This window comes from Alteribacter aurantiacus DSM 18675, assembly GCF_000429705.1.
Lineage (GTDB): Bacteria > Bacillota > Bacilli > Bacillales > Salisediminibacteriaceae > Alteribacter > Alteribacter aurantiacus.
In genome coordinates, this window is record NZ_AUCJ01000011.1 from 144,108 (window position 1) to 167,744 (window position 23,637).

At 43.8% G+C, this 23,637-nt stretch carries 24 protein-coding genes and 1 other annotated feature; of the genes, 1 reads left to right on the forward strand and 23 read right to left on the reverse strand.

Annotated features, from left to right (window positions below; translation table 11 throughout):
- Positions 1-20 precede the first annotated feature (20 nt).
- From rplA to G476_RS0102190, 23 genes are all read right to left on the reverse strand, one after another.
- Positions 21-716 carry a 50S ribosomal protein L1 gene (gene rplA, locus G476_RS0102075; protein ID WP_026688637.1) on the reverse strand — a complete coding sequence of 232 codons (696 nt, stop codon included), beginning with the start codon at positions 714-716 and terminating at the stop codon, positions 21-23.
- A 152-nt stretch (positions 717-868) separates the two neighbouring features.
- Positions 869-1,294 (reverse strand): 50S ribosomal protein L11, encoded by a 426-nt coding sequence (gene rplK / locus G476_RS0102080; RefSeq protein ID WP_026688638.1) that lies wholly within the window; start codon positions 1,292-1,294, stop codon positions 869-871.
- A gap of 181 nt (positions 1,295-1,475) precedes the next feature.
- Positions 1,476-2,009 carry a transcription termination/antitermination protein NusG gene (gene nusG / locus G476_RS0102085; RefSeq protein WP_026688639.1) on the reverse strand — a complete coding sequence of 178 codons (534 nt, stop codon included), beginning with the start codon at positions 2,007-2,009 and terminating at the stop codon, positions 1,476-1,478.
- A gap of 56 nt (positions 2,010-2,065) precedes the next feature.
- Positions 2,066-2,269 (reverse strand): preprotein translocase subunit SecE, encoded by a 204-nt coding sequence (secE, locus tag G476_RS0102090; protein WP_035185935.1) that lies wholly within the window; start codon positions 2,267-2,269, stop codon positions 2,066-2,068.
- Positions 2,270-2,307: 38 nt separating this feature from the next.
- Positions 2,308-2,457 carry a 50S ribosomal protein L33 gene (gene rpmG, locus G476_RS23140; RefSeq protein ID WP_084405562.1) on the reverse strand — a complete coding sequence of 50 codons (150 nt, stop codon included), beginning with the start codon at positions 2,455-2,457 and terminating at the stop codon, positions 2,308-2,310.
- A gap of 676 nt (positions 2,458-3,133) precedes the next feature.
- Positions 3,134-3,772, reverse strand: coding sequence for an RNA polymerase sporulation sigma factor SigH (gene sigH, locus G476_RS0102095; RefSeq protein WP_035185971.1), 639 nt, complete (start codon positions 3,770-3,772; stop codon positions 3,134-3,136).
- A gap of 305 nt (positions 3,773-4,077) precedes the next feature.
- Positions 4,078-4,590: an NYN domain-containing protein gene (locus G476_RS0102105; RefSeq protein ID WP_026688643.1), complete on the reverse strand. Its 513-nt coding sequence runs from the start codon at positions 4,588-4,590 to the stop codon at positions 4,078-4,080.
- A 1-nt stretch (position 4,591) separates the two neighbouring features.
- Positions 4,592-5,347: a 23S rRNA (guanosine(2251)-2'-O)-methyltransferase RlmB gene (gene rlmB, locus G476_RS0102110; RefSeq protein ID WP_026688644.1), complete on the reverse strand. Its 756-nt coding sequence runs from the start codon at positions 5,345-5,347 to the stop codon at positions 4,592-4,594.
- 4 nt (positions 5,348-5,351) lie between these two features.
- The gene (locus G476_RS0102115) at positions 5,352-5,771 is read right to left on the reverse strand and encodes a Mini-ribonuclease 3 (protein ID WP_026688645.1); all 420 of its coding nucleotides are present in this window, start codon (positions 5,769-5,771) and stop codon (positions 5,352-5,354) included.
- Positions 5,772-5,774: 3 nt separating this feature from the next.
- The gene (cysS, locus tag G476_RS0102120) at positions 5,775-7,175 is read right to left on the reverse strand and encodes a cysteine--tRNA ligase (protein ID WP_026688646.1); all 1,401 of its coding nucleotides are present in this window, start codon (positions 7,173-7,175) and stop codon (positions 5,775-5,777) included.
- Positions 7,165-7,842, reverse strand: coding sequence for a serine O-acetyltransferase (gene cysE, locus G476_RS0102125; RefSeq protein ID WP_026688647.1), 678 nt, complete (start codon positions 7,840-7,842; stop codon positions 7,165-7,167). Before cysE ends, cysS begins: the two co-directional genes overlap by 11 nt.
- A 384-nt stretch (positions 7,843-8,226) precedes the next feature.
- Positions 8,227-8,448, reverse strand: a binding site (T-box leader).
- A complete protein-coding gene (gene gltX / locus G476_RS0102130; RefSeq protein WP_026688648.1) occupies positions 8,449-9,909 on the reverse strand; it encodes a glutamate--tRNA ligase in 1,461 nt (486 codons plus the stop codon).
- Positions 9,910-10,208: 299 nt separating this feature from the next.
- A complete protein-coding gene (gene ispF, locus G476_RS0102135) occupies positions 10,209-10,688 on the reverse strand; it encodes a 2-C-methyl-D-erythritol 2,4-cyclodiphosphate synthase (protein WP_026688649.1) in 480 nt (159 codons plus the stop codon).
- Positions 10,681-11,385 carry a 2-C-methyl-D-erythritol 4-phosphate cytidylyltransferase gene (gene ispD, locus G476_RS0102140; RefSeq protein ID WP_026688650.1) on the reverse strand — a complete coding sequence of 235 codons (705 nt, stop codon included), beginning with the start codon at positions 11,383-11,385 and terminating at the stop codon, positions 10,681-10,683. Before ispD ends, ispF begins: the two co-directional genes overlap by 8 nt.
- Positions 11,386-11,414: 29 nt before the next feature.
- Positions 11,415-12,515 carry a PIN/TRAM domain-containing protein gene (locus G476_RS0102145; RefSeq protein WP_026688651.1) on the reverse strand — a complete coding sequence of 367 codons (1,101 nt, stop codon included), beginning with the start codon at positions 12,513-12,515 and terminating at the stop codon, positions 11,415-11,417.
- Positions 12,516-12,712: 197 nt separating this feature from the next.
- Positions 12,713-13,792 (reverse strand): DNA integrity scanning diadenylate cyclase DisA, encoded by a 1,080-nt coding sequence (disA, locus tag G476_RS0102150; protein WP_026688652.1) that lies wholly within the window; start codon positions 13,790-13,792, stop codon positions 12,713-12,715.
- Entirely contained in the window at positions 13,770-15,179 is a 1,410-nt protein-coding gene (gene radA / locus G476_RS0102155; protein WP_026688653.1) for a DNA repair protein RadA, read from the reverse strand. The genes disA and radA overlap by 23 nt, the downstream gene beginning before the upstream one ends.
- Before the next feature lie 339 nt (positions 15,180-15,518).
- Positions 15,519-17,972: an ATP-dependent protease ATP-binding subunit ClpC gene (clpC, locus tag G476_RS0102160; RefSeq protein ID WP_026688654.1), complete on the reverse strand. Its 2,454-nt coding sequence runs from the start codon at positions 17,970-17,972 to the stop codon at positions 15,519-15,521.
- A 22-nt stretch (positions 17,973-17,994) separates the two neighbouring features.
- The gene (gene mcsB / locus G476_RS0102165; RefSeq protein WP_026688655.1) at positions 17,995-19,071 is read right to left on the reverse strand and encodes a protein-arginine kinase McsB; all 1,077 of its coding nucleotides are present in this window, start codon (positions 19,069-19,071) and stop codon (positions 17,995-17,997) included.
- Positions 19,072-19,074: 3 nt separating this feature from the next.
- Complete coding sequence (gene mcsA / locus G476_RS0102170; protein ID WP_026688656.1) at positions 19,075-19,614, reverse strand: protein-arginine kinase activator protein McsA; 540 nt, start codon at positions 19,612-19,614, stop codon at positions 19,075-19,077.
- A 31-nt stretch (positions 19,615-19,645) separates the two neighbouring features.
- Positions 19,646-20,107, reverse strand: coding sequence for a CtsR family transcriptional regulator (locus G476_RS0102175; protein ID WP_026688657.1), 462 nt, complete (start codon positions 20,105-20,107; stop codon positions 19,646-19,648).
- 609 nt (positions 20,108-20,716) lie between these two features.
- Positions 20,717-21,418: an MgtC/SapB family protein gene (locus G476_RS0102185; RefSeq protein ID WP_051314617.1), complete on the reverse strand. Its 702-nt coding sequence runs from the start codon at positions 21,416-21,418 to the stop codon at positions 20,717-20,719.
- Positions 21,419-21,772: 354 nt separating this feature from the next.
- Positions 21,773-22,513: a YqcI/YcgG family protein gene (locus G476_RS0102190; protein ID WP_026688659.1), complete on the reverse strand. Its 741-nt coding sequence runs from the start codon at positions 22,511-22,513 to the stop codon at positions 21,773-21,775.
- 113 nt (positions 22,514-22,626) lie between these two features.
- Here G476_RS0102190 and G476_RS0102195 point away from each other — a divergent pair, with 113 nt between their 5' ends.
- Positions 22,627-23,280, forward strand: a complete 654-nt coding sequence (locus G476_RS0102195; protein WP_026688660.1) for a LysE family translocator — start codon at positions 22,627-22,629, stop codon at positions 23,278-23,280.
- The last annotated feature ends 357 nt before the right edge of the window (positions 23,281-23,637 follow it).

The following is a 23,637-nucleotide window of genomic DNA, read 5'->3' on the forward strand; positions in this document are numbered from 1 at the left end:
ACGAGAAGTCAATACCTTGATTAAAGTTTATATGCGGAAGAATTTACCTTAACGCCAGGTCCCATTGTAGAAGCAACGGAAACATTGCGCATGTAAGTTCCTTTAGCAGCTGCAGGCTTCGCTTTTAACAATGTATCAATCATTGTTTGGAAGTTCTCTTGCAACTTCTCAGTATCAAATGATACTTTTCCGATTGGTACGTGAATGTTACCGGATTTATCAACACGGTATTCCACTTTACCAGCTTTAATTTCGTTCACAGCTTTTTCTACATCGAAAGTTACTGTGCCAGTTTTAGGGTTTGGCATTAGACCTTTTGGTCCAAGCACTCGACCTAGTTTACCAACTTGAGCCATCATGTCAGGTGTAGCAACTACAACATCAAAGTCGAACCAACCTTGGTTGATTTTGTTGATGAGTTCCTCTTCACCTACGTGGTCTGCTCCAGCAGCTTCTGCTTCTTTCGCTTTGTCGCCTTTAGCGAAAACAAGTACACGTTGTGTTTTACCTGTTCCGTTTGGAAGTACGACTGCTCCACGAATTTGCTGATCTGCTTTCTTTGGATCTACGCCAAGGCGCGCAGCTAATTCAACAGTTTCGTCAAAGTTAGCTGTTGCCGTTTTCTTTACTAACTCGATTGCTTCTTGCGCGTCGTACGCTTTTTCGCGATCAACGAGCTTCAAAGCATCTTCGAACTTTTTGCCTTTCTTAGCCATGTTATTTCCTCCTTGATTGTGGTTTTAGCGGTTAGACCTCCCACTAATAAAGGTTGCGAGCCCGGAGTGTAATGGGCTTGTTCACCCAATGCATTCCAGGCGGGAGAAAATCATCCCCGCATCGCAACCTCACTTACACTTCATGGGTTTAATTAACCTTCGATAACGATCCCCATGCTACGGGCAGTACCTTCAACCATACGCATTGCTGCTTCAACATCAGCTGCGTTTAGATCAGGCATTTTCGTTTCCGCGATTTCACGAACTTTATCACGACTTAACGTTGCCACCTTAGTCTTGTTCGGCTCACCAGAAGCCGTTTCAATTCCTGCTGCTTTCTTCAACAATACTGCAGCCGGTGGAGTTTTAGTGATAAATGTAAATGAACGGTCTTCAAATACCGTGATTTCAACTGGAATGATTAAGCCCGCTTGTTCCTGTGTACGAGCGTTAAATTCTTTACAGAATCCCATGATGTTCACGCCTGCTTGACCAAGTGCTGGACCAACAGGTGGTGCTGGGTTTGCTTTACCAGCTGGGATTTGAAGTTTTACAACTTTAATGACCTTTTTAGCCACGCGACACACCTCCTTAAGTCCGTGATGTGGTATACCGGGCATTTGCCCTCCCACTCATATGCCTGCATGTTTGCAGGAAAAAACGTGAACATGATGTTCACGTCATTAACAACATTCAAATTTTATCACTTATAAAAATGAATATCAAGTCGAATTTAAAATTCTATTTATTGGCAGACGATTAAATCTTCTCAACTTGAGTAAATTCGAGCTCAACAGGTGTCTCTCGACCAAACATATTTACGTGTACTTTAAGCTTACGCTTCTCCACGTGAATATCTTCAATCGTCCCGATGAAGTTAGCAAATGGACCCTCTTTCACCTTAACAGGTTCTTTGATTTCAAAGTCCACTGCCGCTTTAGGCTCTTCAACGCCCATTTGACGTAAGATCGCGTCTACTTCTTCAGGAAGAAGCGGTGTAGGTTTAGATCCCGCACCTGCAGACCCGACAAATCCTGTTACTCCCGGTGTGTTACGAACAACGTACCAAGAGTCATCTGTCATTACCATTTCAACGATAACATAACCCGGAAAGACTTTTTTTGTTACTTGCTTGCTCTTTCCATTCTTCACTTCTGTCTCTTCCTCTACAGGAACGAGTACGCGGAAGATCTTGTCAGTCATGTCCATAGACTCCACACGCTTTTCAAGGTTCGTTTTTACTTTGTTCTCATAACCTGAATATGTGTGGACAACAAACCAATTTTTCTCCATGACGATCAGGACGTAATGTCCTTCCCTCCTCTAAAAGCAGCTAAAAACCGATGTTACTAATTAAGAATCATACGAATCAATTCAGAAATACCCGTGTCGATAATTGCGAAGAATACTGCGATAAATGCTACTGTTGCAATAACGACTCCCGTGTAACGCACAAGTTCCTTACGTGTAGGCCACGTTACTCGCTTCATTTCCGTCGAGACTTCTTTTAGGAACTTCACTGGTTTCTTTGCTGTTGATGTTGTTTCTGCCATACAAGCCACCTCCAACCTTCATCTATACTTATATGCAATTACTTCGTCTCCACATGGGTTGTATGCTTTGCGCAAGTGTTACAGTACTTCTTCTTTTGCAAACGCTCCGCTTGGCTGCTTTGCGTTTTAGTGGTTGAATAGTTTCGGCATTTACATTCCGAACATGCGAGAACGACTTTAGTTGACATAGTATACTCCTTACGTGTGCAAAAACCTATGTGCACAGATGTACATACCTTACAAATTTATCATAATAAAAGAAGGGATGTCAACGTCCCTTCCCTCACAGTCTCGCCGCTTTTCCTTTATTTCATAACAAGAGGATGAGAAAGTTCACTACACAACATGAGGTCTTTTTTGTTGTTTTTTTGCTTCTTGTAAGTCGAGTTGCTTCCCTACTAAACTCTTTATAAATGGCTAACTTCTTGGTTGAAGTCTACGCGTCCTTTACTCGGATGCGGTGCTAATTACTTGTTAATTAGCGTAGGCGGTCGTACCAACAGGCGAAGCAACTCTGATCTTGCTTTAAAGGGTGACTCACCAAGATAGGATTTCTACCCTAGTAAGTCACCCTTTTCTTATAGGCTGTTTTCATATAAAGTGTTGCTTTTTAGAGTATACCTACGCACCAGTTTGCAAGGCTCCGTTTCACGCTATCCGCTCCCTTTCCGCGGCGGTGCCGGCGAGCCTCCTCGGGCAAAGCCCTTGCGGGGTCTCTCCTGGCTCCACGGCCGCAGGAGTGTCCCCGCTAGCGTTCAGCTACGCAAAACACATGGACACGGCACATCACATAAATGAGTTTAATAACTAAAAGGCATACTCATATTCTTGTACAAAAGCAACAATCCAAACGAAAACCAGTTCTTATAACTTAACACCTTTTATTTCTACATATCGCTCGAGCTTCCTTTTTACACGTTGAAGTGCGTTGTCAATCGATTTCACGTGTCTGTTAAGATCTGCCGAAATCTCCTGATAGCTGCGTCCATCCAAATAAAGCATGAGCACTTGACGTTCGAGTTCGCTTAAAATCTCTGTCATCTTCAACTCGATGTCATCAAATTCTTCTTGATTGATTAATAGTTCTTCAGGGTCACTTACCCTTGAGCCACAAATAACATCCAATAACGTCCTGTCCGACTCCTCGTCGTATAACGGCTTGTCCAAGGATACATAAGAATTGAGAGGTATGTGTTTCTGCCGCGTAGCTGTTTTAATCGCTGTGATGATCTGGCGCGTAATGCAAAGCTCGGCAAAGGCCTTAAAAGAAGAAAGCTTGTCTCCTTTAAAGTCTCGTATGGACTTGTAAAGACCAATCATCCCTTCTTGGACAATGTCTTCGTGATCTGCCCCAATCAGGAAGTATGATCTCGCTTTCGCCCGTACAAAGTTCTTGTATTTATTAATCAAATACTCGAGTGCCGAGCTGTCGCCTTCTCGGACATACTCCACTAGGGTTTCATCGTCCAATCCTTCAAACTTGACATTCCGTCCAGCTTCCATGAGGTCTAAAGCCACCGCGATCCCTCCGACCCTGTTTTTCTGCATTAAAAAGGGGCGTTGATTGCACCGACCCATCTTGATGTAAGCGCATAAGTTTTTTTAAGTGGTTGTCCTTTTTCAGGAGATGTTATGGCATTATTATATGCCACACCTAAGTGAGCTTTGGCTACGACCTCTTGTTTTTGGTCATATATGCCTTTCGCACAAGCTTCCTTCAGAACAAACACACTTAACCTTTTTAAACAGATTGAATTGTCTAAATATAGAAACATTATACTAAACAAAAACAAATGGCGTCAAGGTGCTCATTGCTCACCTCGACGCCATTTTTCGAAAATTTCAGCCATCTCGTCCGTAATAGGTAGCTTCGACCTGGCTGTTTTCTTCTTTACGCTTAATACCTCTTTCGCAATCCCTTTTTCAATCGCCTCTACTTCCGTTCGCAATTCCCTGGCCGATTTTCTAAGAGCACCACTGGCAAAAATCACCCGCTGCTCAACGAAATCCGACGTCGCTACAGAAATTTCCGTGTCTACACGTTTGAGGGATCTTACGAGCTTTTCGATCCGCTCATCGGCTGTTTCTTTTTCTTTAGTGTATACAATCTCGAGTCGATAGTTAGTATATTTCTTCCCGAGCCCCGGTACCATGTGTGCATCAAAAACAATGATCACTTTCGTTCCCGTGTACCCTTGGTATTCGGCCATTTTTTCTATTAAGATATCCCTGGCATCTTCCAGGTCGTGTTTTTGCATGTCTCGTAGCTCCGGCCAGTCCCCAATGATGTTGTACCCATCAACAAGCAAGAAGCGCCTCATGTTAGGCTTGTCCTTTTGGGTTGCGCCTACGGTATACTTCGTACATGAGCAACGCTGCAGCAACGGAAGCATTCAATGATGTCACATGTCCGACCATTGGAATCTGCACTAAGAAATCACATTTTTCTTTTACAAGGCGGCTAAGCCCTTTCCCTTCACTTCCGATCACTAACCCTACCGGCATATCAAAATCTGTTTCACGGTAGTCTTCTTTCCCACTCGCATCCGTTCCGACAAACCAAAGGCCTCGATCCTTTAACTCATCCATCGTTCGGGACAAGTTCGTCACCCTCGCAACAGGAATATGCTCAATCGCACCAGTAGACGCCTTGGCCACTGTGGCCGTCAAGCCTACAGATCGTCGTTTTGGAACAATGACACCATGAGCCCCTACTGCATCAGCCGTTCTCAAAATCGACCCTAAGTTATGAGGGTCTTCCAATTCATCTAGGAGAAGGAAAAACGGCGGCTGTCCACTCTTTTCAGCGGCTTGGAACAAATCATCAATTTCTTGATATTCATATGCTGCTACTTGGGCAATGACCCCTTGGTGTTGAGCCGTATCAACCATTTGATCGATTTTCTTTTTCGGAACGAATTGCACATTTACTTTTCTTGACTTGGCAAGGTCGAGCACCTTCCCCATTTGTCCTTTTTGGGAACCTTCAGCGACCCATATTTTATGAATGGGTCTTGGTGATTTCAAAGCTTCAATTACAGGATTTTTCCCTGCTATCATATCGTGTTTTTCAGACATTTCGTTACCTCCCTTCTTCTCTTTCGTCAAGAATGTCAAATGCAGACGTCATGAGCGCATCCAGACGTTCATGATCTTCTTTTAAATACAAATAACCACACAGCGCTTCAAACCCAGTGCTGTATCGATACGTTGAGACATCTGTGTTTTTTGGAACAGTCGCTGATTTTGCGTTTCGCCCTCTCAAAGCAATCGACCGTTCTTTTTCCGATAGCGTATCGCCATCAAGGAGCTTCGTGATGACCTTGGCCTGAGCTTTAGCCGAGACATACTTCGTTGCCTCTCGGTGGAGTTGGTTTGGTTTTACTTGCCCGGAAGCGATGAGGCGATAGCGGACGTACATCTCCATCACCCCATCTCCCATATAAGCAAGGGTAAGACCGTTTAATTGGTCAACTTCCTTCACGTCTTTATTGAGCTTCAATCATTACACCCTCTTCCAACGGGTGCCTTGGGCTGTATCCTCTAGAATAATCCCTTTTTCTTTTAGGTCATCTCGAATCTCGTCCGCTCGTGCAAAGTCGCGATTCTTCCTTGCGTCGATACGCTCTTGGATCAAAGCATCGATCTCTTCATCCACCATCTCAGCCGTTTCCTTCAACACTACCCCGATCACGTAGGCCATCTTCTCTAACGTTTTCAGGATGTGACTTAGAACAACCTCACTTGTATGCTTTTCACGAAGATAAAGGTTCGCTGTCTTTACAAGATTGAACATAGCCGCTACAGCATTGGCACTGTTAAAGTCATCTTCCATTTCACGGTTGAACTCATCGTGATGAGCATCTACCTCTTTTGTCCACTTCTCTTGGTCTTCACCGAGATCTGCCGTTTCAGATAAACGATACTCCACGTTTTGGTACGTGGTTTTAATTCGGTCTAAGCTACTTTTTGCGCTTGCAAGCTGGGAATCACTAAAGTTGATTGGGCTCCGGTAATGATTGTTAACAATGAAAAAGCGAACCACTTCAGGATCGAATTTTTTAATAATGTCATGCACAAGAATAAAGTTCCCAAGGGATTTGGACATTTTTTCGTTATCGATATTGATGTAGCCATTATGAATCCAATAGTTTGCCATCTTCTTCTCGTTTAGTGCTTCTGATTGGGCAATTTCATTTTCATGGTGAGGAAAAGAAAGGTCTTGACCCCCTGCATGGATATCAATCGTGTCACCAAGGTATTTTTTTACCATGGCGGAGCATTCAATATGCCAGCCTGGACGTCCTTTACCCCACTTGCTATCCCAAGAGATTTCTCCCGGCTTCGCACTTTTCCATAGTACAAAATCAAGTGGATCTTCCTTCTTTTCTCCCACTTCGATACGGGCTCCAAGTTGAAGATCATCTACAGACTGGTGAGAGAGCTTCCCGTATCCTTTGAACTTGCGGGTTCTAAAGTACACGTCTCCACCGGACTCATAAGCGTAACCCTTCTCTTCAAGTTTTTCCACAAACTCGATAATTTCAGGCATCGTATCCATTACCCGTGGATGCTCATCTGCCTTTTTCACACCAAGGGCGCCTGTATCTTCGTGATAGGCTTGGATGAACTTCTCTGCAACAGCGGTTACGTCCTCGCCCATCTCTTCTGCCGCTTTAATGATTTTATCGTCTACGTCTGTAAAGTTCGATACATATTTCACATCAAATCCACGGTATTCAAAGAAACGACGTACCATATCAAAAACAACAGCAGGTCTTGCATTACCGATATGAATGTAGTTGTAGACAGTCGGTCCGCACACATACATCTTTACCTTGCCCTCTTCAATTGGTTCGAATGTTTCTTTTTGTCTCGTAAGTGTGTTGTATAGCTTAATGGTCATGAGAGACGCCTCCTTTTAAGCTTGATTGGTCCTGCTTTTTTAGCTCTGCAATTTCTTCTTTTAGTTTAGCCATTTCTTCTTCTAACTCCCTGAACTTATCAGAAACGGGGTCGGGCAAATTGATATGATCCAAGTCATGACCGACTTTCACTCCGTCTTGAATGACGACTTTTCCGGGAATTCCCACAACAGTCGAGTTCGGTGGGACTTCTTTTAGTACGACAGAACCGGCACCGATTCGGGAGTTCTCTCCGATCCTCATGGAGCCTAAGACTTTCGCTCCCGTTGCAATGAGAACATTATCTTCCAACGTCGGATGGCGTTTGCCTTTTTCTTTCCCTGTTCCTCCAAGCGTCACACCTTGATAGATGGTGCAGTTGTCACCAATCTCACACGTTTCCCCGATAACGACGCCCATGCCGTGATCGATGAAGAGACGTTGACCGATTTTCGCTCCTGGGTGAATTTCAATGCCTGTAAAAAAGCGGCTGACTTGAGAAAGAAAGCGAGCCAAAAAGTAAAATCTTCTTTTCCAAAGTCCGTGGGCAAGTCGGTGACTCCAAATCGCATGGACCCCGGAATAATTAAAAATCACTTCAAGTCGGTTCCGAGCTGCGGGGTCTTGGTCCATGACGACATCAATGTCGTTTTTAAATGTTTTAAACAACGGTCAAGCCTCCTTTTTCCTTGTGAAGGTTTATTTGCGAATATGAATATACCCTTGTTTCAGTGTATAGGCTCCGCCTCACGCCATCCGCTCCCTTTCCGCGGCGGTGCCGGCGAGGCCAGTAGAACCTCCTGCTTCTTCCTCTGCAAGTCATGCTTCGTAGTAATCTGCGTCGAAGCAACTCGTAGAAAACTCACGATGCAAACGCTCGTCACTGCCGCAGGAGTGTCGCTGCTGGCGCTCAGCTACGCATACAAAATGGACACGGCACTCCAAAAAAGTAAAAGTCCTACTGACTAAGAGTCATATTTTTTTCGAATGCTTCATTCGTAGCGGGCACCGCGATGTTGGGAAAAGAAAAAGCGCCCCTGGGTCATTAGATGACTCAGAGACGCTTCTTATGCGCGGTTCCACTCTGCTTGAGCTAATCATTAGCTCCGCTTGACCCGGGTAACGGTGGGTGCCGCCCTTACCTACTGCACGTGGGTTCAATAAGGGGCTCAGAGGGGCATGTTCAAAGGCTAGTCTTTTAAGCCGCTTTCAGCCAGGGCAGCTCTCTCTGGAGAAAAGACTTTACCTTTTACTTTTCCTCTTCAATACTTTTATTTATCCATTTAATACGCTATTTAAACGAGTAACAATCACGTCTTTACCGAGAAGAGAAATCGTATCCGGAAGATCGCGACCATGCATCTGTCCGGTTGTCGCTACACGAATTGGCATAAACAACTTCTTGCCTTTATGTCCTGTAGCCTTTTGAACGGACTTGATTGCTTTTTTAATCGTAGCAGGCTCGAAATCTTCTAGTGCGAGCACTTCTTCTTTAAATGCCGCCATGACTTCAGGTACCTGTTCTTCAGCTAATACAGCTTTCGCTTCTTCATTATACTCGATTTCATCCTTGAAGAACAAATCAGTAAGCTCGACGATTTCTGCTCCGAAGCTCATTTGCTCTTGATAAAGGGCAATCAGTCTTTTCGCCCACTCTTGCTCTTCTTCCGTCATCTCTTCAGGAAGTTTCCCTGCTTTTACGAGATGTGGCAAGCTAAGCTCAACTACACGATCAAGATCCGCTTCTTTCATGTATTGATTATTCATCCATGCCAGTTTGTCAGTATCAAACACCGCAGGCGCTTTATGGACACGCTCAAGGTTGAATTCTTTAATCAATTCATCTTTTGAGAAGATTTCCTCTTCACGACCGGAAGACCAGCCAAGAAGAGCTAAGAAATTCACGATCGCCTCAGGTAGGTAACCTAGATCACGATATTGTTCAACAAACTGAATGATTGACTCATCACGCTTACTCATTTTTTGACGGTCTTCGTTCAAAATAAGAGAGGCGTGAGCAAACGTCGGCACTTCCCATCCAAATGCTTGGAAAATCATCGCTTGGCGAGGGGCATTCGATAAGTGCTCCTCTCCACGAATCACGTGAGAGATCTTCATGAGGTGATCATCGATAACTACCGCAAAGTTGTACATTGGCACACCGTCTTTACGGGCAATAACAAAGTCGCCGATCCCTTCATTTTCAAATGTTACATTTCCTCGAATAGCATCTTCTATCACCACAGAGTCGTTTTCCGGAACGCGAAAACGAACGACCGGCTTCTTGCCTTCTTTTTCATACGCTTCACGTTGCTCTTCTGTGAGGTCACGATCTCGTCCAGAGTACTTTGGCGTCTCACCTCTGGCACGTTGAGCTTCTCGCTCGGCCTCAAGCTCTTCTTCTGTCATGTAGCAGTAGTAGGCTTTTCCTTCGTCAAGGAGCTGCTGAAGGTACTTTTTATAAATGTCGATTCGTTCCATACACTGGTAAGGACCATAAGGACCTCCGACATCAATGCTCTCATCCCATTCAATGCCTAGCCATCTCATGCTTTCCATCAGCTTCTCCGTTGCTGTATCCACATTACGAGCTTGGTCTGTGTCTTCTATCCTTACGATAAATTTGCCGTTTTGGTTACGTGCAAATAAGTAATTAAATAGGGCGGAGCGTGCTCCCCCAATATGCAAGTGCCCAGTAGGCGACGGCGCAAAGCGCACACGAATTTCTTGACTCATTGTATGACACCTTCCATTCTTTTGTTAAAGCTGTATTCGTATCAATTGTTGATTTTTTATTACTATCTTTATCAATAGAATTTTGGTTGAAGCATACGGGCTCTTCTGCTTCAACTCTTCTTGTATAAAAGCAACAATTCTTTCGAAAACAGCGTTTATTTAAAGCGTTCAAACATTTCTTCTATTGTCCGCTCATTATTTTACCACTAAAGCTTGTGGACTAAAACAGCGTTTTCGATTTAGGTGGTTATGGCTTTTCCTACATTCGTTAAGAAAGCTAAGCATCTGTCCCAGCCGTACTATGACCGTTGTGTTAAAAGAACGACAGCTTGGCTTGCAATGCCTTCTCCTCTACCTGTGAATCCGAGCTTTTCTGTGGTTGTGGCTTTTACATTCACTTGCGCCATGTCTGCTTCCAAGAGCTCACTAATTTGGCAACGCATCGCCTCGATGTGTGGAGCCATCTTTGGCATTTGTGCCATGATGGTACAATCCACGTTTCCGAGCTCATATCCTCTGTCTTTTACGAGCGCCCACACGTGCTTTAACAGTTCCTTGGAATCGGCATCTTTAAACTCCGGGTCCGTATCAGGAAAGTGCTTGCCGATATCCCCTTCTGCAATGGCTCCAAGGCATGCGTCGGCTATTGTATGTAAGAGCACGTCGGCGTCCGAGTGCCCGAGTAGTCCCTTTTCATAAGGAATCTCAATTCCCCCAATAATGAGCGGTCGCCCTTCTACTAGTTGATGCACATCAAACCCTTGTCCAATTCTAAGCATTGGTTTCTTCCTTTCTCATTTCCATAATCGCTTTTGCAAACCACATGTCTTCCGGTGTGGTCAGTTTGATATTTTGGTAGTCTCCTTCTACGATGCGGACAGGCTCGTCCATCCATTCCACTAAACTAGCATCATCGGTACCTAAAAACCCCTTATATTCAGCCGCCTCGTGAGCACGCACAATAACAGAAAGACGAAAAGCCTGCGGCGTTTGGATAGCCCACAAGCTTGATCGGTCTACTGTATTCGTGACCTGTTGGTGTACAACCTGCTTCATTGTATCTTTGACAGGAACGGCGATAACCGCCGCTCCATAGTCAAAGGCAGATTGTACGAGCTCTTGGATATGATTGTGTTTAATAAACGGTCTGGCACCATCATGAATAAGAACAATGTCTTCATCGTTCGAACGTGTCGCCTTTAATCCGGCAAAAACACTGTGCTGCCTTTCCTCACCACCACAAACGACCTGTTCCACTTTTTTTATACCGTACTTTTTGGCTAAAGCGGACATCTCGTCAATCTCTTGTTTGTTTACAACAAGAATAATTCCTTTGCAATGAGGATCTTGTTCAAATACAGACAACGTATGAATAATGAGCGGTTTATCATCGAGAAGGAGGAATTGTTTATTACGCCCTGCAGCCATCCGCTTTCCTTGACCGGCCGCCGGGATAATGACCGTATACTTCTTCATACCTTTTCCCCCATCATCTATACAAAGACTTACAGTGCTTTTTCCATAAGTTTGGGCTTAGCAAAAATCATACGCCCGGCAGATGTTTGTAAAACACTTGTGACAATCACTTCAATTTGCTTTCCAATATAATTACGTCCGTCTTCAACAACAATCATTGTACCATCGTCTAGATAAGCTACTCCTTGGTTTTGTTCCTTCCCATCTTTAATCACTTGAACAGCCATTTCTTCACCTGGTAAAACAACCGGTTTAACTGCATTTGCCAAGTCGTTAATATTCAAGACAGAAACACCTTGAAGATCGCACACTTTATTTAAGTTAAAATCGTTTGTTACTACATAACCATCAATGACTTTTGCCAGCTTAACAAGCTTAGAGTCTACTTCTTGAATTTCTTCAAAATCTCCTTCATAAATCTCTACATTGATCGGAAGTTCTTTTTGAATTTTGTTCAAGATGTCGAGCCCTCGTCTTCCTCTGTTGCGCTTAAGAACGTCTGAAGAGTCGGCAATATGCTGGAGCTCTTCCAAAACAAACTCAGGAATAATTAACGTTCCATCCAAGAAGCCTGTTTGACAAATATCCGCGATTCGTCCATCGATGATGACACTCGTATCGAGGATTTTAATGGATCCTTTATGAACCTTTTCATCTTCATCGTCTTTTCTCTTCCCGTCTCTTGAGCCTAATCGACTTGAAATAGCCGTTAGCCCCATAAGTTCATCTCGCTTTTTAAATCCAACTTGGAATCCGAGATAACCTAGGAAAAATGTTGCGAAAAGAGGCAGATACGTGCTTAGAACAGGTATTCCTAACGCATCAAGTGGTAAACCAATCAAGAAGGCAACAATCAAACCTACAATCAAACCCATCGTACCAAACAACAAATCGGTGACCGGTGCTTTTACTAATGATTCCTCTACCAGCCTGATCAGGCCAACAAGGTCATCGGTAAACCAATACGTTGCTATAAATAATATAAGTGCACCTATCAAGGCACCCACATACGGACTTTCAAGCCACTGGGCATTTCCAACATTCAATAATTCCAACAAATCAGGTATAAATATAAATCCTACCGCGCCACCGACAATGATGATAAATAACTGTAAAACTCGTCTTAGCATCGCCTTCACCTCCTTTAATCATTATAGACAAGTCACTGAATTTGAAACATTATTCTAAAAAAATCACAGAAACTTACATACTACAAATTCAATAAATTAACAATATCAAAGGGTTTTTTTATTGTCAACGAAGGAAAACAAAACATTATATCGTTAAACCCAGATATTCGTCAAGGTCCGATTTTGTTTGACAGGATCTAAATATGGCGGTCAATAAACAACTGTTCCTGTATTCTTGTCAGTCCTTCTTTAATTTTGCGGGCCCTTGCTTCTCCGATCCCTTCTACCTCATCAAGTTCTTCCGTGGAAGCTCTCATGATATGAGGAAGGTCGTCAAACTTTTGAATCAAATTCTCGACAACAAGCGGTGGAATCCTAGGAATCTTGTGAAGAATCCTAAAGCCCCGAGGACAAACAGCAAACTCCGAGAGATTTGGACTTTTACTATACCCTAATAGCTTTACAATAATCTGATCGTCCAATAGTTCATCACTGGACAGCTTCTTAAGCTGTCTTAAAATTTGAAGAGGGTCACTCGTTCGATCTTTCATATAGTCCTTAATGAGTAGTACCGCTTCTTTTTCCGTATTGGATACTAGCTCCTCCAACTGCATGGAAATGAGACGTCCTTCGTTCCCTAATTCATTCACATAGTTTAAAATTTCACTTTTAATTCGAAGAACCATCTCCACTCGGTGCATGACCTGAGAGACTTCTTGTATGGTAACAAGCTCTTCAAATTCGAGTGCGCCTAGATTTGTAACGCTTTGGTCCAACACACTTTTGTATTTTTCCAACGTTTGAATGGCCTGGTTTGCCTTTGTTAAAATTACGCCAATATCTTTTAACGAATAACGGTATTCCCCTTGATACAAAGTAATGACGTTACGACGCTGAGAGATCGAGATGACCAAGTTGCCCGTTTGACGAGCGACACGTTGGGCGGTCCGGTGACGAATGCCCGTTTCCGTTGAGTCGATGGCATTGTTCGGGACAAGTTGGGTGTTTGCATATAGAAGGCGTTTGCCGTCTTCACTTAAAATGATGGCTCCATCCATTTTAGCCAACTCATATAAATAGGCCGGAGAGAACTCACAATTGATAAAGAAACCTCCGTCTACAATATGCATCATCTCGTTATTATATCCAAGGACAATCAATCCGCCGGTTTTCGCACGTAAGACGTTATCAATCCCCTCTCTAAGGGGTGTCCCCGGCGCAACAAGCTGCAACACATTACTTATGAAATTAGAATCATAGCTTGAACGTGGATCCATCTGAAGATGCACCTCCTAAACATTCTTCCAACGCTTCGTTTACTGTATTTACACCTATTACTTCAATACCATCAGGAATTGTCCAGCCCCCGAGGTTCTTCTTCGGAATGATTGCCCGCTCAAAACCAAGCTTAGCGGCTTCAATAACCCGTTGCTCAAGTCTTGCTACCCGGCGAACTTCTCCAGTAAGGCCAACCTCTCCAATAACCACATCGGCGGGTCTCGTCGGTACATCTCTAAAGCTCGATGCAATCGCTACAGTGACAGCTAAGTCGATTGCCGGTTCGTCAAGCCTTACACCACCTGCCACCTTTACATAAGCATCGTGGTTTTGTAACAGCATCCCTACCCGCTTTTCAAGTACTGCCATGAGTAAAGAGATACGGTTATGGTCAAGACCTGTGGCCATTCTCCTTGGGTTTCCAAAGCTCGTCGGGGATATAAGGGACTGGATCTCAACAAGGACCGTTCTCGTTCCTTCCATGGATGGGACAACAGTGGATCCCGCTGATCCTACCGTCCGCTCTTGTAAAAAGATTTCCGAAGGATTCAAGACTTCCGTCAGCCCTTCTTCTTTCATTTCAAAGATACCCATTTCATTTGTAGATCCGAATCGGTTTTTAACAGCTCGCAAAATACGAAAAGTATGATGACGTTCTCCTTCAAAGTAAAGAACCGAGTCAACCATATGCTCAAGAAGACGAGGGCCTGCAATGGCTCCCTGTTTCGTCACGTGACCTACAAGGAAGATGGCAATGCCGCGGGTTTTTGCAATCTTCATAAACGCCGCCGTACATTCCCTCACTTGGGATACACTTCCCGGTGCACTCGTGACCCCATCTAGGTAAACCGTTTGAATGGAATCGATGATCACAAGGGTCGGATTCATTTCTTCGATTACTTTCTCAATGTATTCCACATCTGTTTCGGCAAGAACAAACAAATGATCTTCTGCAATTCCGAGACGATCTGCCCTAAGCTTCGTTTGTTTGACACTTTCCTCCCCAGAGATATAGAGGACACGCTCTTGTTTCTTTGCCATCTCTGAAGAAACCTGAAGAAGAAGCGTGGATTTTCCGATTCCCGGGTCTCCTCCGACCAGCACCAATGATCCTGGTACAATACCACCGCCAAGAACTCGGTTGAGCTCTTTCATGTTCGTACTAATGCGCGGCTCCTGCTTTCTTTCCACCTGGGTTATCGCTTGTGGCTTTGATACGCCACCTTTCGCACTTGTCACAAAGCTTCTTGAATTAGCAGCGGTTTGCTTTTCCTCGAACTCTTCGACCATGGTGTTCCAACTTTGACACCCTGGGCACTTCCCCATCCACTTGGTTGACTCGTATCCGCATTCTTGACAGACATATTTGGTCTTTCGCTTTGCCATATATTTCCCCGTCCTTTAATCCTATATGTATTGCTTTTATTTTATCACGTTTTTCATTGGACAAGGTAAAGGGTGCATGGAGGTAATGATTACGTTTTTTGGAAGGAGCGTTGAATACAGCGAGCCCGCCCTTACTTCAGTGTGTAAGGCTCCGCTTCCTTTCCGCGGCGGTGCAGGCGAGCCTAATCGGGCAAAGCACTGAGGGAACTGAAAAAGTTTACTGATGACTAAGAGCCATCCACATTTTAAAGCCTAGTACTTACCTTCTAGTACTGGTTGTCTTACCTATAGGAAAACCGGGGAGGTCTGTAGACAGACTTCCCCGGTTTTGCAGGAGGTTTATTTACTTTGCTTACTTCCTGCTCCTACAGTTTCAACAACGTAATCGCCATCTTTTACATCCAGCTTTACGTTTTGGCCTTTGTGAATGTTACCTCTGAGCAATTCTTCTGACAAGCGGTCTTCCACTTGTTTTTGAAGCGCTCGGCGGAGTGGTCGCGCTCCGTAATCCGGGTCGTATCCTTCATCGGCAATTTTCAACTTCGCTTCTTCGGAGATTTCGAAGCCGATTTCTTGCTCGTTCAAGCGCTTCGTAAGCTGATCTGCCATAAGCGTCACGATCTCTTTAATGTGAACTCTCTCTAAGGAGTGGAACACAATTGTTTCATCGATACGGTTCAAGAACTCAGGACGGAAGGCTTTCTTGAGCTCACTCATGACTTTGCCTTTCATGTCTTTATAGTTCTCACCGTCACGCTCTGCAGTAAAGCCCATGCTCTTGGACTGACGAAGCGTGCTTGCACCGACGTTTGAAGTCATGATAATCGCTGTATTACGGAAGTCTACTCGACGACCTTTAGAGTCAGTCAAGAACCCGTCTTCTAACACTTGAAGTAAAATGTTGAATACTTCAGGGTGTGCTTTTTCAATTTCATCCAACAGAATGACAGAGTATGGTTTACGACGTACTTTTTCAGTTAACTGTCCGCCTTCTTCGTGACCGACATAACCTGGAGGTGAACCAACGAGACGAGAAGTCGTATGTTTCTCCATGAACTCGGACATGTCGATTCGGATGATGGAATCTTCATCACCGAACAAGGACTCGGCTACCGCTCTCGCAAGCTCCGTTTTACCTACACCAGTTGGTCCAAGGAAGATAAAGGAACCAATCGGACGCTTCGGATCTTTCAACCCGGCACGAGCTCGGCGGATCGCTTTGGACACCGCTTTTACTGCCTCTTCTTGACCAATAACGCGGTTGTGAAGAATCTCTTCCATTTTCAACAGACGCTCGGTTTCTTCTTCTGCTAGCTTACTTACAGGAATTCCTGTCCAACTAGCTACAACCAAAGCAATGTCTTCTGTCGTAACTTCGGAGTTCTCTTGTCCTTGCTTTTCTTTCCACTCTTTTTTCATCGCCTCTAGTTCTTCACGAACACGCTGCTCACTATCACGAAGAGAAGCTGCTTTTTCAAACTCTTGGCTTTGAACCGCTGCGTCTTTCTCTTTTCGTGTTTCTTCAAGCTTTTGCTCAAGCTCCTTCAAGTTCGGTGGTGCAGTATAAGAACGAAGGCGCACTTTGGATGCAGCTTCATCAATCAAATCAATGGCTTTGTCCGGTAAGAAGCGATCGGCAATGTAACGATCCGATAGCTTAACAGCCGCGTCGATCGCGTCATCGGTAATGGTTACTCTGTGGTGAGCTTCATAGCGATCACGAAGGCCTTTCAAAATTTGAATGGACTCATCGTTTGTCGGCTCTTCTACGCGGATTGGCTGGAAACGACGCTCCAAAGCAGCGTCCTTTTCAATATATTTACGGTACTCATCAAGCGTCGTAGCTCCGATACACTGAAGCTCCCCACGGGCTAGTGACGGCTTTAAGATGTTCGATGCATCAATCGCACCTTCTGCTCCCCCAGCACCGATTAATGTGTGAAGTTCGTCAATGAATAAGATGACATTGTTTGCTTGACGAATCTCCTCCATCACCTTTTTAAGGCGATCCTCAAATTCCCCACGGTATTTTGTCCCTGCAACAACGGTTCCCATATCAAGTGTCATGACTCGCTTGTTACGAAGGGTTTCAGGCACTTCATTGTTGACGATCTGCTGAGCAAGACCTTCTGCAATTGCAGTCTTACCAACACCTGGCTCTCCAATAAGAACCGGGTTGTTTTTCGTACGACGACTAAGGACTTGGATGACTCGTTCGATTTCTTTTGAACGACCGATCACCGGGTCAATCTGCTCTTCTTTCGCGATTGCCGTCAAGTCACGAGCAAGGCTATCGAGGGTAGGCGTGTTCACGTTCGCCCCAGCCCCGCCAGTTTGCTGCTGACTATTGGAAGATTCACTGCTACCTAGTAGCTGAAGAACTTGCTGACGGGCTTTATTTAAACTCACACCTAAGTTGTTCAGTACTCTCGCAGCGACACCTTCCCCTTCTCGGATAAGTCCAAGGAGAATGTGCTCAGTGCCCACATAAGAGTGACCAAGCTTTCTTGCTTCATCCATGGAAAGCTCAATCACCTTTTTCGCACGAGGGGTGTAATGAATCGTCTTCGATCCTTCTTCCCCGCGGCCAATCAGCTGTTCCACTTCCGTTTGAATTTTTTCAGGGCTTAGGCCAAGTGCAGATAACGCCTTCGCAGCAATCCCTTCCCCTTCTCGTACAAGTCCAAGTAAGATATGCTCTGTTCCAATATTGTTATGACCTAGTCGTGTTGCTTCCTCTTGTGCTAATGCCAATACTTTTTGTGCTCTCTCTGTAAAACGTCCAAACATCATATTCCTCCACCTCCGATAATGATTAGTTATCCTTTTTCGTTTCTAAACGCAACCTGTCGCGAATCAGTGTCGCTCTTCTTTGATCCCGCTGTTCGGGGGACAACACTTCGCCCGCGTATTGTTGCAAAAAGCCGGGCTGTGTCAGAATCATAAGTTCATTTAATATATTCGCACTTACGTCTTTGATGATTCCCATGTCTATCCCTAAACGTACATCAGACAACCGTTTCGTCGCTTCTTTTGATTCCATCGTTCTACTATATGCCAAAATCCCGTAGGACCTGTAGACGCGGTCTTCCATCTGAACCCTCGATTGCTCGAGTAGCGCCTTTCTTGCTGCTCGCTCCTGCTGAATGAGTTGCAACACCACACTTTGCAAGTCCTGAACAATATCTTCTTCGGTCTTTCCAAGAGTGATTTGGTTCGAGATTTGAAACAAGTTCCCCTGGGCTTCACTACCTTCTCCGTATATCCCTCTCACAACAAGGCCTAACTGGTTGACGGCGGGTAAAATACGGTTCATCTGCCTTGTTATGACCAATGCGGGTAGGTGCATCATCACCGAAGCGCGAAGCCCTGTACCAACATTTGTCGGGCAGCTTGTGAGGTACCCTCTTTTTTCATCAAAAGCAAAATCTAATTTATCTTCAAGCCAATCATCTACCTCATTGGCTAACTTTAACGCCTCTGACAGCTGAAAGCCGGACAGGAGGCACTGAATCCGGATATGGTCTTCCTCATTGATCATCACGCTAAGGGATTCATCTTCACTAAGCAAAACAGCGCCCGCTCGCGACTCGTCTGATAGAGCCGGGCTAATCAAATGCTTTTCAACAAGCACCCGCTTTTCATTTTGCTTCATATCCCCTGTGTTTAACAGCTCAATGGTTCCAAAACGGTGATGGCTATGTCCACTGTACTCCGATTTAACCCGATCAGATAAAGAAACTAACGATTCTGTCGAAGCCAACATCGGAAACGGAACATCTTGAATGTTGCGGGCCAACCGAACCCTGCTGCTCAGTACAATGTCGGAGTTGGGACCCTCCTTTTTCATCCAAGGACTAATAGCCTGACTGATAAATTGCTGCAGTGACACGGTTTACCCCTCCTTCTTTTCCGCTAAGGATTTTTCCAGGGAACGAATGCGATCACGCAGTTCTGCTGCCTGTTCAAATTCTTCTTTCGCAATTAATGCCTGAAGTTCCTGCTTACGCTTCTCAATTTCTTTATGCAAATGCAGATCCTTTCCGATACGCTTCGGCACTTTACCCCCATGAACGACATTTCCACTGTGAATCCGCTTGAAAATCGGATCGAGCTTTGACTGGAAAGTCTTATAACAATCCGCACAACCGAACCGGCCGATTTGTGCGAACTTGTCATAGGTCATCTCGCATGACGGACACCTAAGCGCCTCTCGCCTTGATGTACCACCCTGAGAAGTGGGATGAGATACAGGCTGTTCAAAATCCAACAGACCAGATAGCAGTTGATGTATGGAAAAACCCTTCGAGCCTGGAATGTGATCGCCTTTTTCTTTGGCACAAACATCACATATATGAATCTCTGTTTTTTCACCATTGATGATTTTTGTAAAATGCAGTGTAGCCTGTCGCTCGTTGCATTCTTGACAAAGCATCGTCACCCCTCCTCAACCTATTCATAAGTGTTTATCGGTACTTTAACGACGTAATCATCGCTTTTAAAATGGCAGCCCGTACTTCATCACGAACTGGCAAAGGCAGTGTCAACACTTCTCTGTCCACTGCACTAAACATTAAGTTTGCTTCGCGCTTCGAGATGGCTTCTTCTTCCAATAGCCGCCTTACCATGTTCGAGGCTGGGCTTTGAGCAACCCTCTTGCCAATCATTGAAACGGTGTGGTCAAACAGCTCTTTTTGATTATCAACCTGCACTTTCGTAATGCGGATGTAGCCGCCTCCGCCTCTTTTACTTTCTACAATGTACCCTTTTTCAAGTGTAAATCGCGTACTGATCACATAATTAATCTGAGACGGAACACATTGAAAATGCTCAGCTAATTCGCTTCGTTTAATTTCAATAATCTCGTCTTCACTTTGATCAATGATCCCCTTCAAATAATGTTCAATAACATCAGATATATTGCGCATCGCATCAGCCTCCTCGCACTTGTGACATGGGTTTGCTGCTCAAGATAGTTTGACTTTGACTATCTTTGACTTTAATTTTATTATACCCAAATTCCGTCCCTTTGCAATCATTTTGCTTAAAAATTTCACTGGCCGATCCCTATGTAAAGTAGAGCTGATAAGATGAATGTTCTGTGCCTTATCCCATTATTGCCTTCATTTTTTTCATTCATTCCAAAAAACGTAAAAGCGACAGAATCCTACGAAAAACCCCACGATTAAACACTTTTAGGAAGGGAGAGGGAGAGCTGGTGGTGACCTTTCGACTTACGTAAGACGGACTTATTTTCAAATTAGCGGAGATAAATGTGTAATTGGCGTACTTATTTTGAATTTAGCGGTGGTAAATGTGTAATTGGCGTACTTATTTCAAAATAGTAGGTGTTAGCTTTTCGAAAGGATCATTCCTTTAATACAAGAAAAGCCTTCCATTAAGTTTTGTTGCTCTTCAAAAACGTCACACACATCAAACAAAAAGCCATTCTTACAAACGACTTTCTTCCCTTCTCTCCTTATTCCACAAAAAAGCGATATTCAATCATACATGAATATCGCTTCTTCTTACTTTTCCTACGTAATATTCTCTACTTCTACTTGTTCCACATTCTCAAGAGACTTTATCGCATAAAAGATATCCGTAGTATAAGACTTCTTATCCGTCACAATCACACACGTAAGAATAATCTTATCTCCCTCTTCTTTTACTTTCACTCGCTTTAAGCCCATCTCTTTTTGCTTAATGCTTTTTAGTAACTGTGTTAAATCCGTACTGGTTTTTACAACAATCTTGCTACGAACTTCTATCTCATTGAGCTTTTTCAACCCTAGCCACTCAAGGAAATCAGGCAAGATACGTACACCTAAAATTAAGAAAAATACACCTATTATCGCCTCTACATAAAAACCGACACCAATTGTAATTCCAAGTCCCGCAGAAGCTAATACGAGTGCAGCTGTAGTTAAACCAGAAATGACATCATTGTTTCTTCTTAAGATTACCCCTGCTCCCAAGAACCCGATCCCACTAATAATGTACGACGGTATACGCCCTGGATCCATAGGTCTTGAATAGGCCTCAGAATAAATCATGGCTGACTCATATGATACAATTGTCAGCAAACAAGCCGTCACAGAAACAATCAAGCACGTTTTTAACCCAAGCGGCTTCCCTTTTAACTCTCTCTCTAATCCGATGATTAGCCCTGCCAAAGCGGCAAAGCTCATCTTTACCAAAGTCCCTGCTGCAACTGCAGCTATAAATGCTTCGTACATCCCCTAAACCCCTTCTAATTTGGTTTCTGTCTCCTCATCCCCAATTACTTCTTTATAAGAAAACTGGTCTCGTATAAATAATTCTATTGATCATGACTAAAAACCAGATGAAGTCGACAAGCTTCACACGTTTAGTGTTACTAGCATTCTTCTACTGTCACTAGTGAATTCCCCACACTTCTACAATCGTAATGTAGCCGCTCCTCAATACAAACAGATATCTCAGGCCATCCGGCTTTTATTCCTTGTAAAGATCAACCACATATAGTAAGGACAAGGGCTCTTCTTCACTCTTTCTTTTTACCCTACCTTAGTTATTTACTACATCGGGATTGAAATAACCTCTGTTTCTCGTCATTTATTCACTTTTGCACCATCTTCTTTATGGTGGAACGGACACCTTTGTGTTATTGGTTCACAGTCATCACCAATAAAAAACTGTTTCCACTCGTGATGTGTTTCATCACCGTAATGGCTGATGTCCGGATGTTTCGGAAGTTGATCCCAGGCTTCAACTCGCCTTCTAACAGCTTCTCTTGAATTAACTCCGCTCGGTTCCGTCCCTTCCAACCCATGAAAAATCGTACGCGGTTGAAAACCAATTACCAGTCCATTTCCTAGGTTTCTTGTTTTCCTTTGAATATAAGCTGGAGCATTCCCAAATGCAAAGATAGGTTCTCCATCAAAGCTAAATGTCCACAAATGATGCTCAGGTTCTCTAGGAATCTGCTTTGGCCAAGGCTTTGTGTCCTCATTGTGGAGGAATTGCAAAACCTCCCAAAAGTCTCTTCGAAAATCCTCAATGGTTTCACTTTCGTTTGGCTTAACAAACAAAAACAACCCTCTTCTTATGTCCGGATCACTTTTTAATAGCTCTAAAAAAGAGCGTAACGTGTCAGGTAGGTGCTCCCGTTTGTCTTGTTCAATATACGAATACCTCAACTCATCTTGAAGCAATCCATGCCTGCCAAAGTAGCAAGGAAACGTGGAGTCGGAGACGATCGTTTCAAAGATCTCAAATTCTTCACGTAGCCAAGCAGGCACATGCTCCTGCTCTTTAATTTGCTGTCGCGTCAATAAGTACGTATCCATCATTTTACCTTCTCCTTATCTGTATAAATATATTGTTTTACTCATTCCCCTATATTCTATTTCCTTACCCTAATGCATGTACTCTTAATAATGAATACGATATTGGAGGAAGTTTCATGAGCGAAAGCTGGTTTTATTTTATTTTTCTTGGGATTACACTAGCTGCTCCAATTGGACCCATCAGCTTGGAAATGTTGAAAAAAGGGTTAATTTTAGGGTTTTGGGGTGCTTTGGCTGTCGGTTTAGGAGGCCTATCCGCCGACTTTGTTTTCATGGGGTTGATTTACGGAGGGGCCGTTGCTTTATTCACCAACCCTTTGATTCATGGTACCATGATGGTGATTGGTGCTGTAATGCTTCTTTATCTCGGCTATCAATCTTTTAACAGACCTCGATTTTCAATGGCAATTGGAGAGAGAGACCATGAAGAGGTCACCTGTGTGAAGAGTTACTTAATTGGTTTTGGTATCGCTATTTTAAACCCTCTCAATATAATGTTTTGGTTTGGCATTTACGGCTCCACTCTCAGTCATTTAAGCATTCACCATACTAATACAGCCGTACTGTTAAACAGTTTTTATATTTTGTTGGGGGTGCTAATCTGGAATATCCTTATTTCTATTCTTATTCATGTTTTAAGGACGAGCATTCACGAAAGAGCGATCTACCGCATCAACATTGTTGCCGGCATTTGTTTGTTGTTTTTTGGTCTTACCTTTACCTATCAGGCATTCGATTTTATCTATTTAGAGAGCGGATGGTTTGATTGAGTCGGTTGCTAGGGAGCGTATCAAGAAGGGATTGATAGCAACAAAAGAAAAAAAGGTAGGTGAAAGTCCGTTTATAATGGGTAGAGGGCTAACCTGATTCGTCTCTCCCCCTACTCTATCAACCCTCTGCGACATGTTTGTCTATTAATAAGGGACTGTGAAGAACTTTTTAGTTGTTTAACTCTACCCTTAGGAGACGAGCTTCATCATAAATGCTCGAGGATTCATTATATATCCCCCAACATTCATGATAGCCTCTTTAAATGGGTGGATTTGGGTAAAGTACTCCAGTTTGAGCTAACTTGATTAAAGGTACCTCTAACTCGACTAAAGCCACTACTAACTTGATTAAATCCC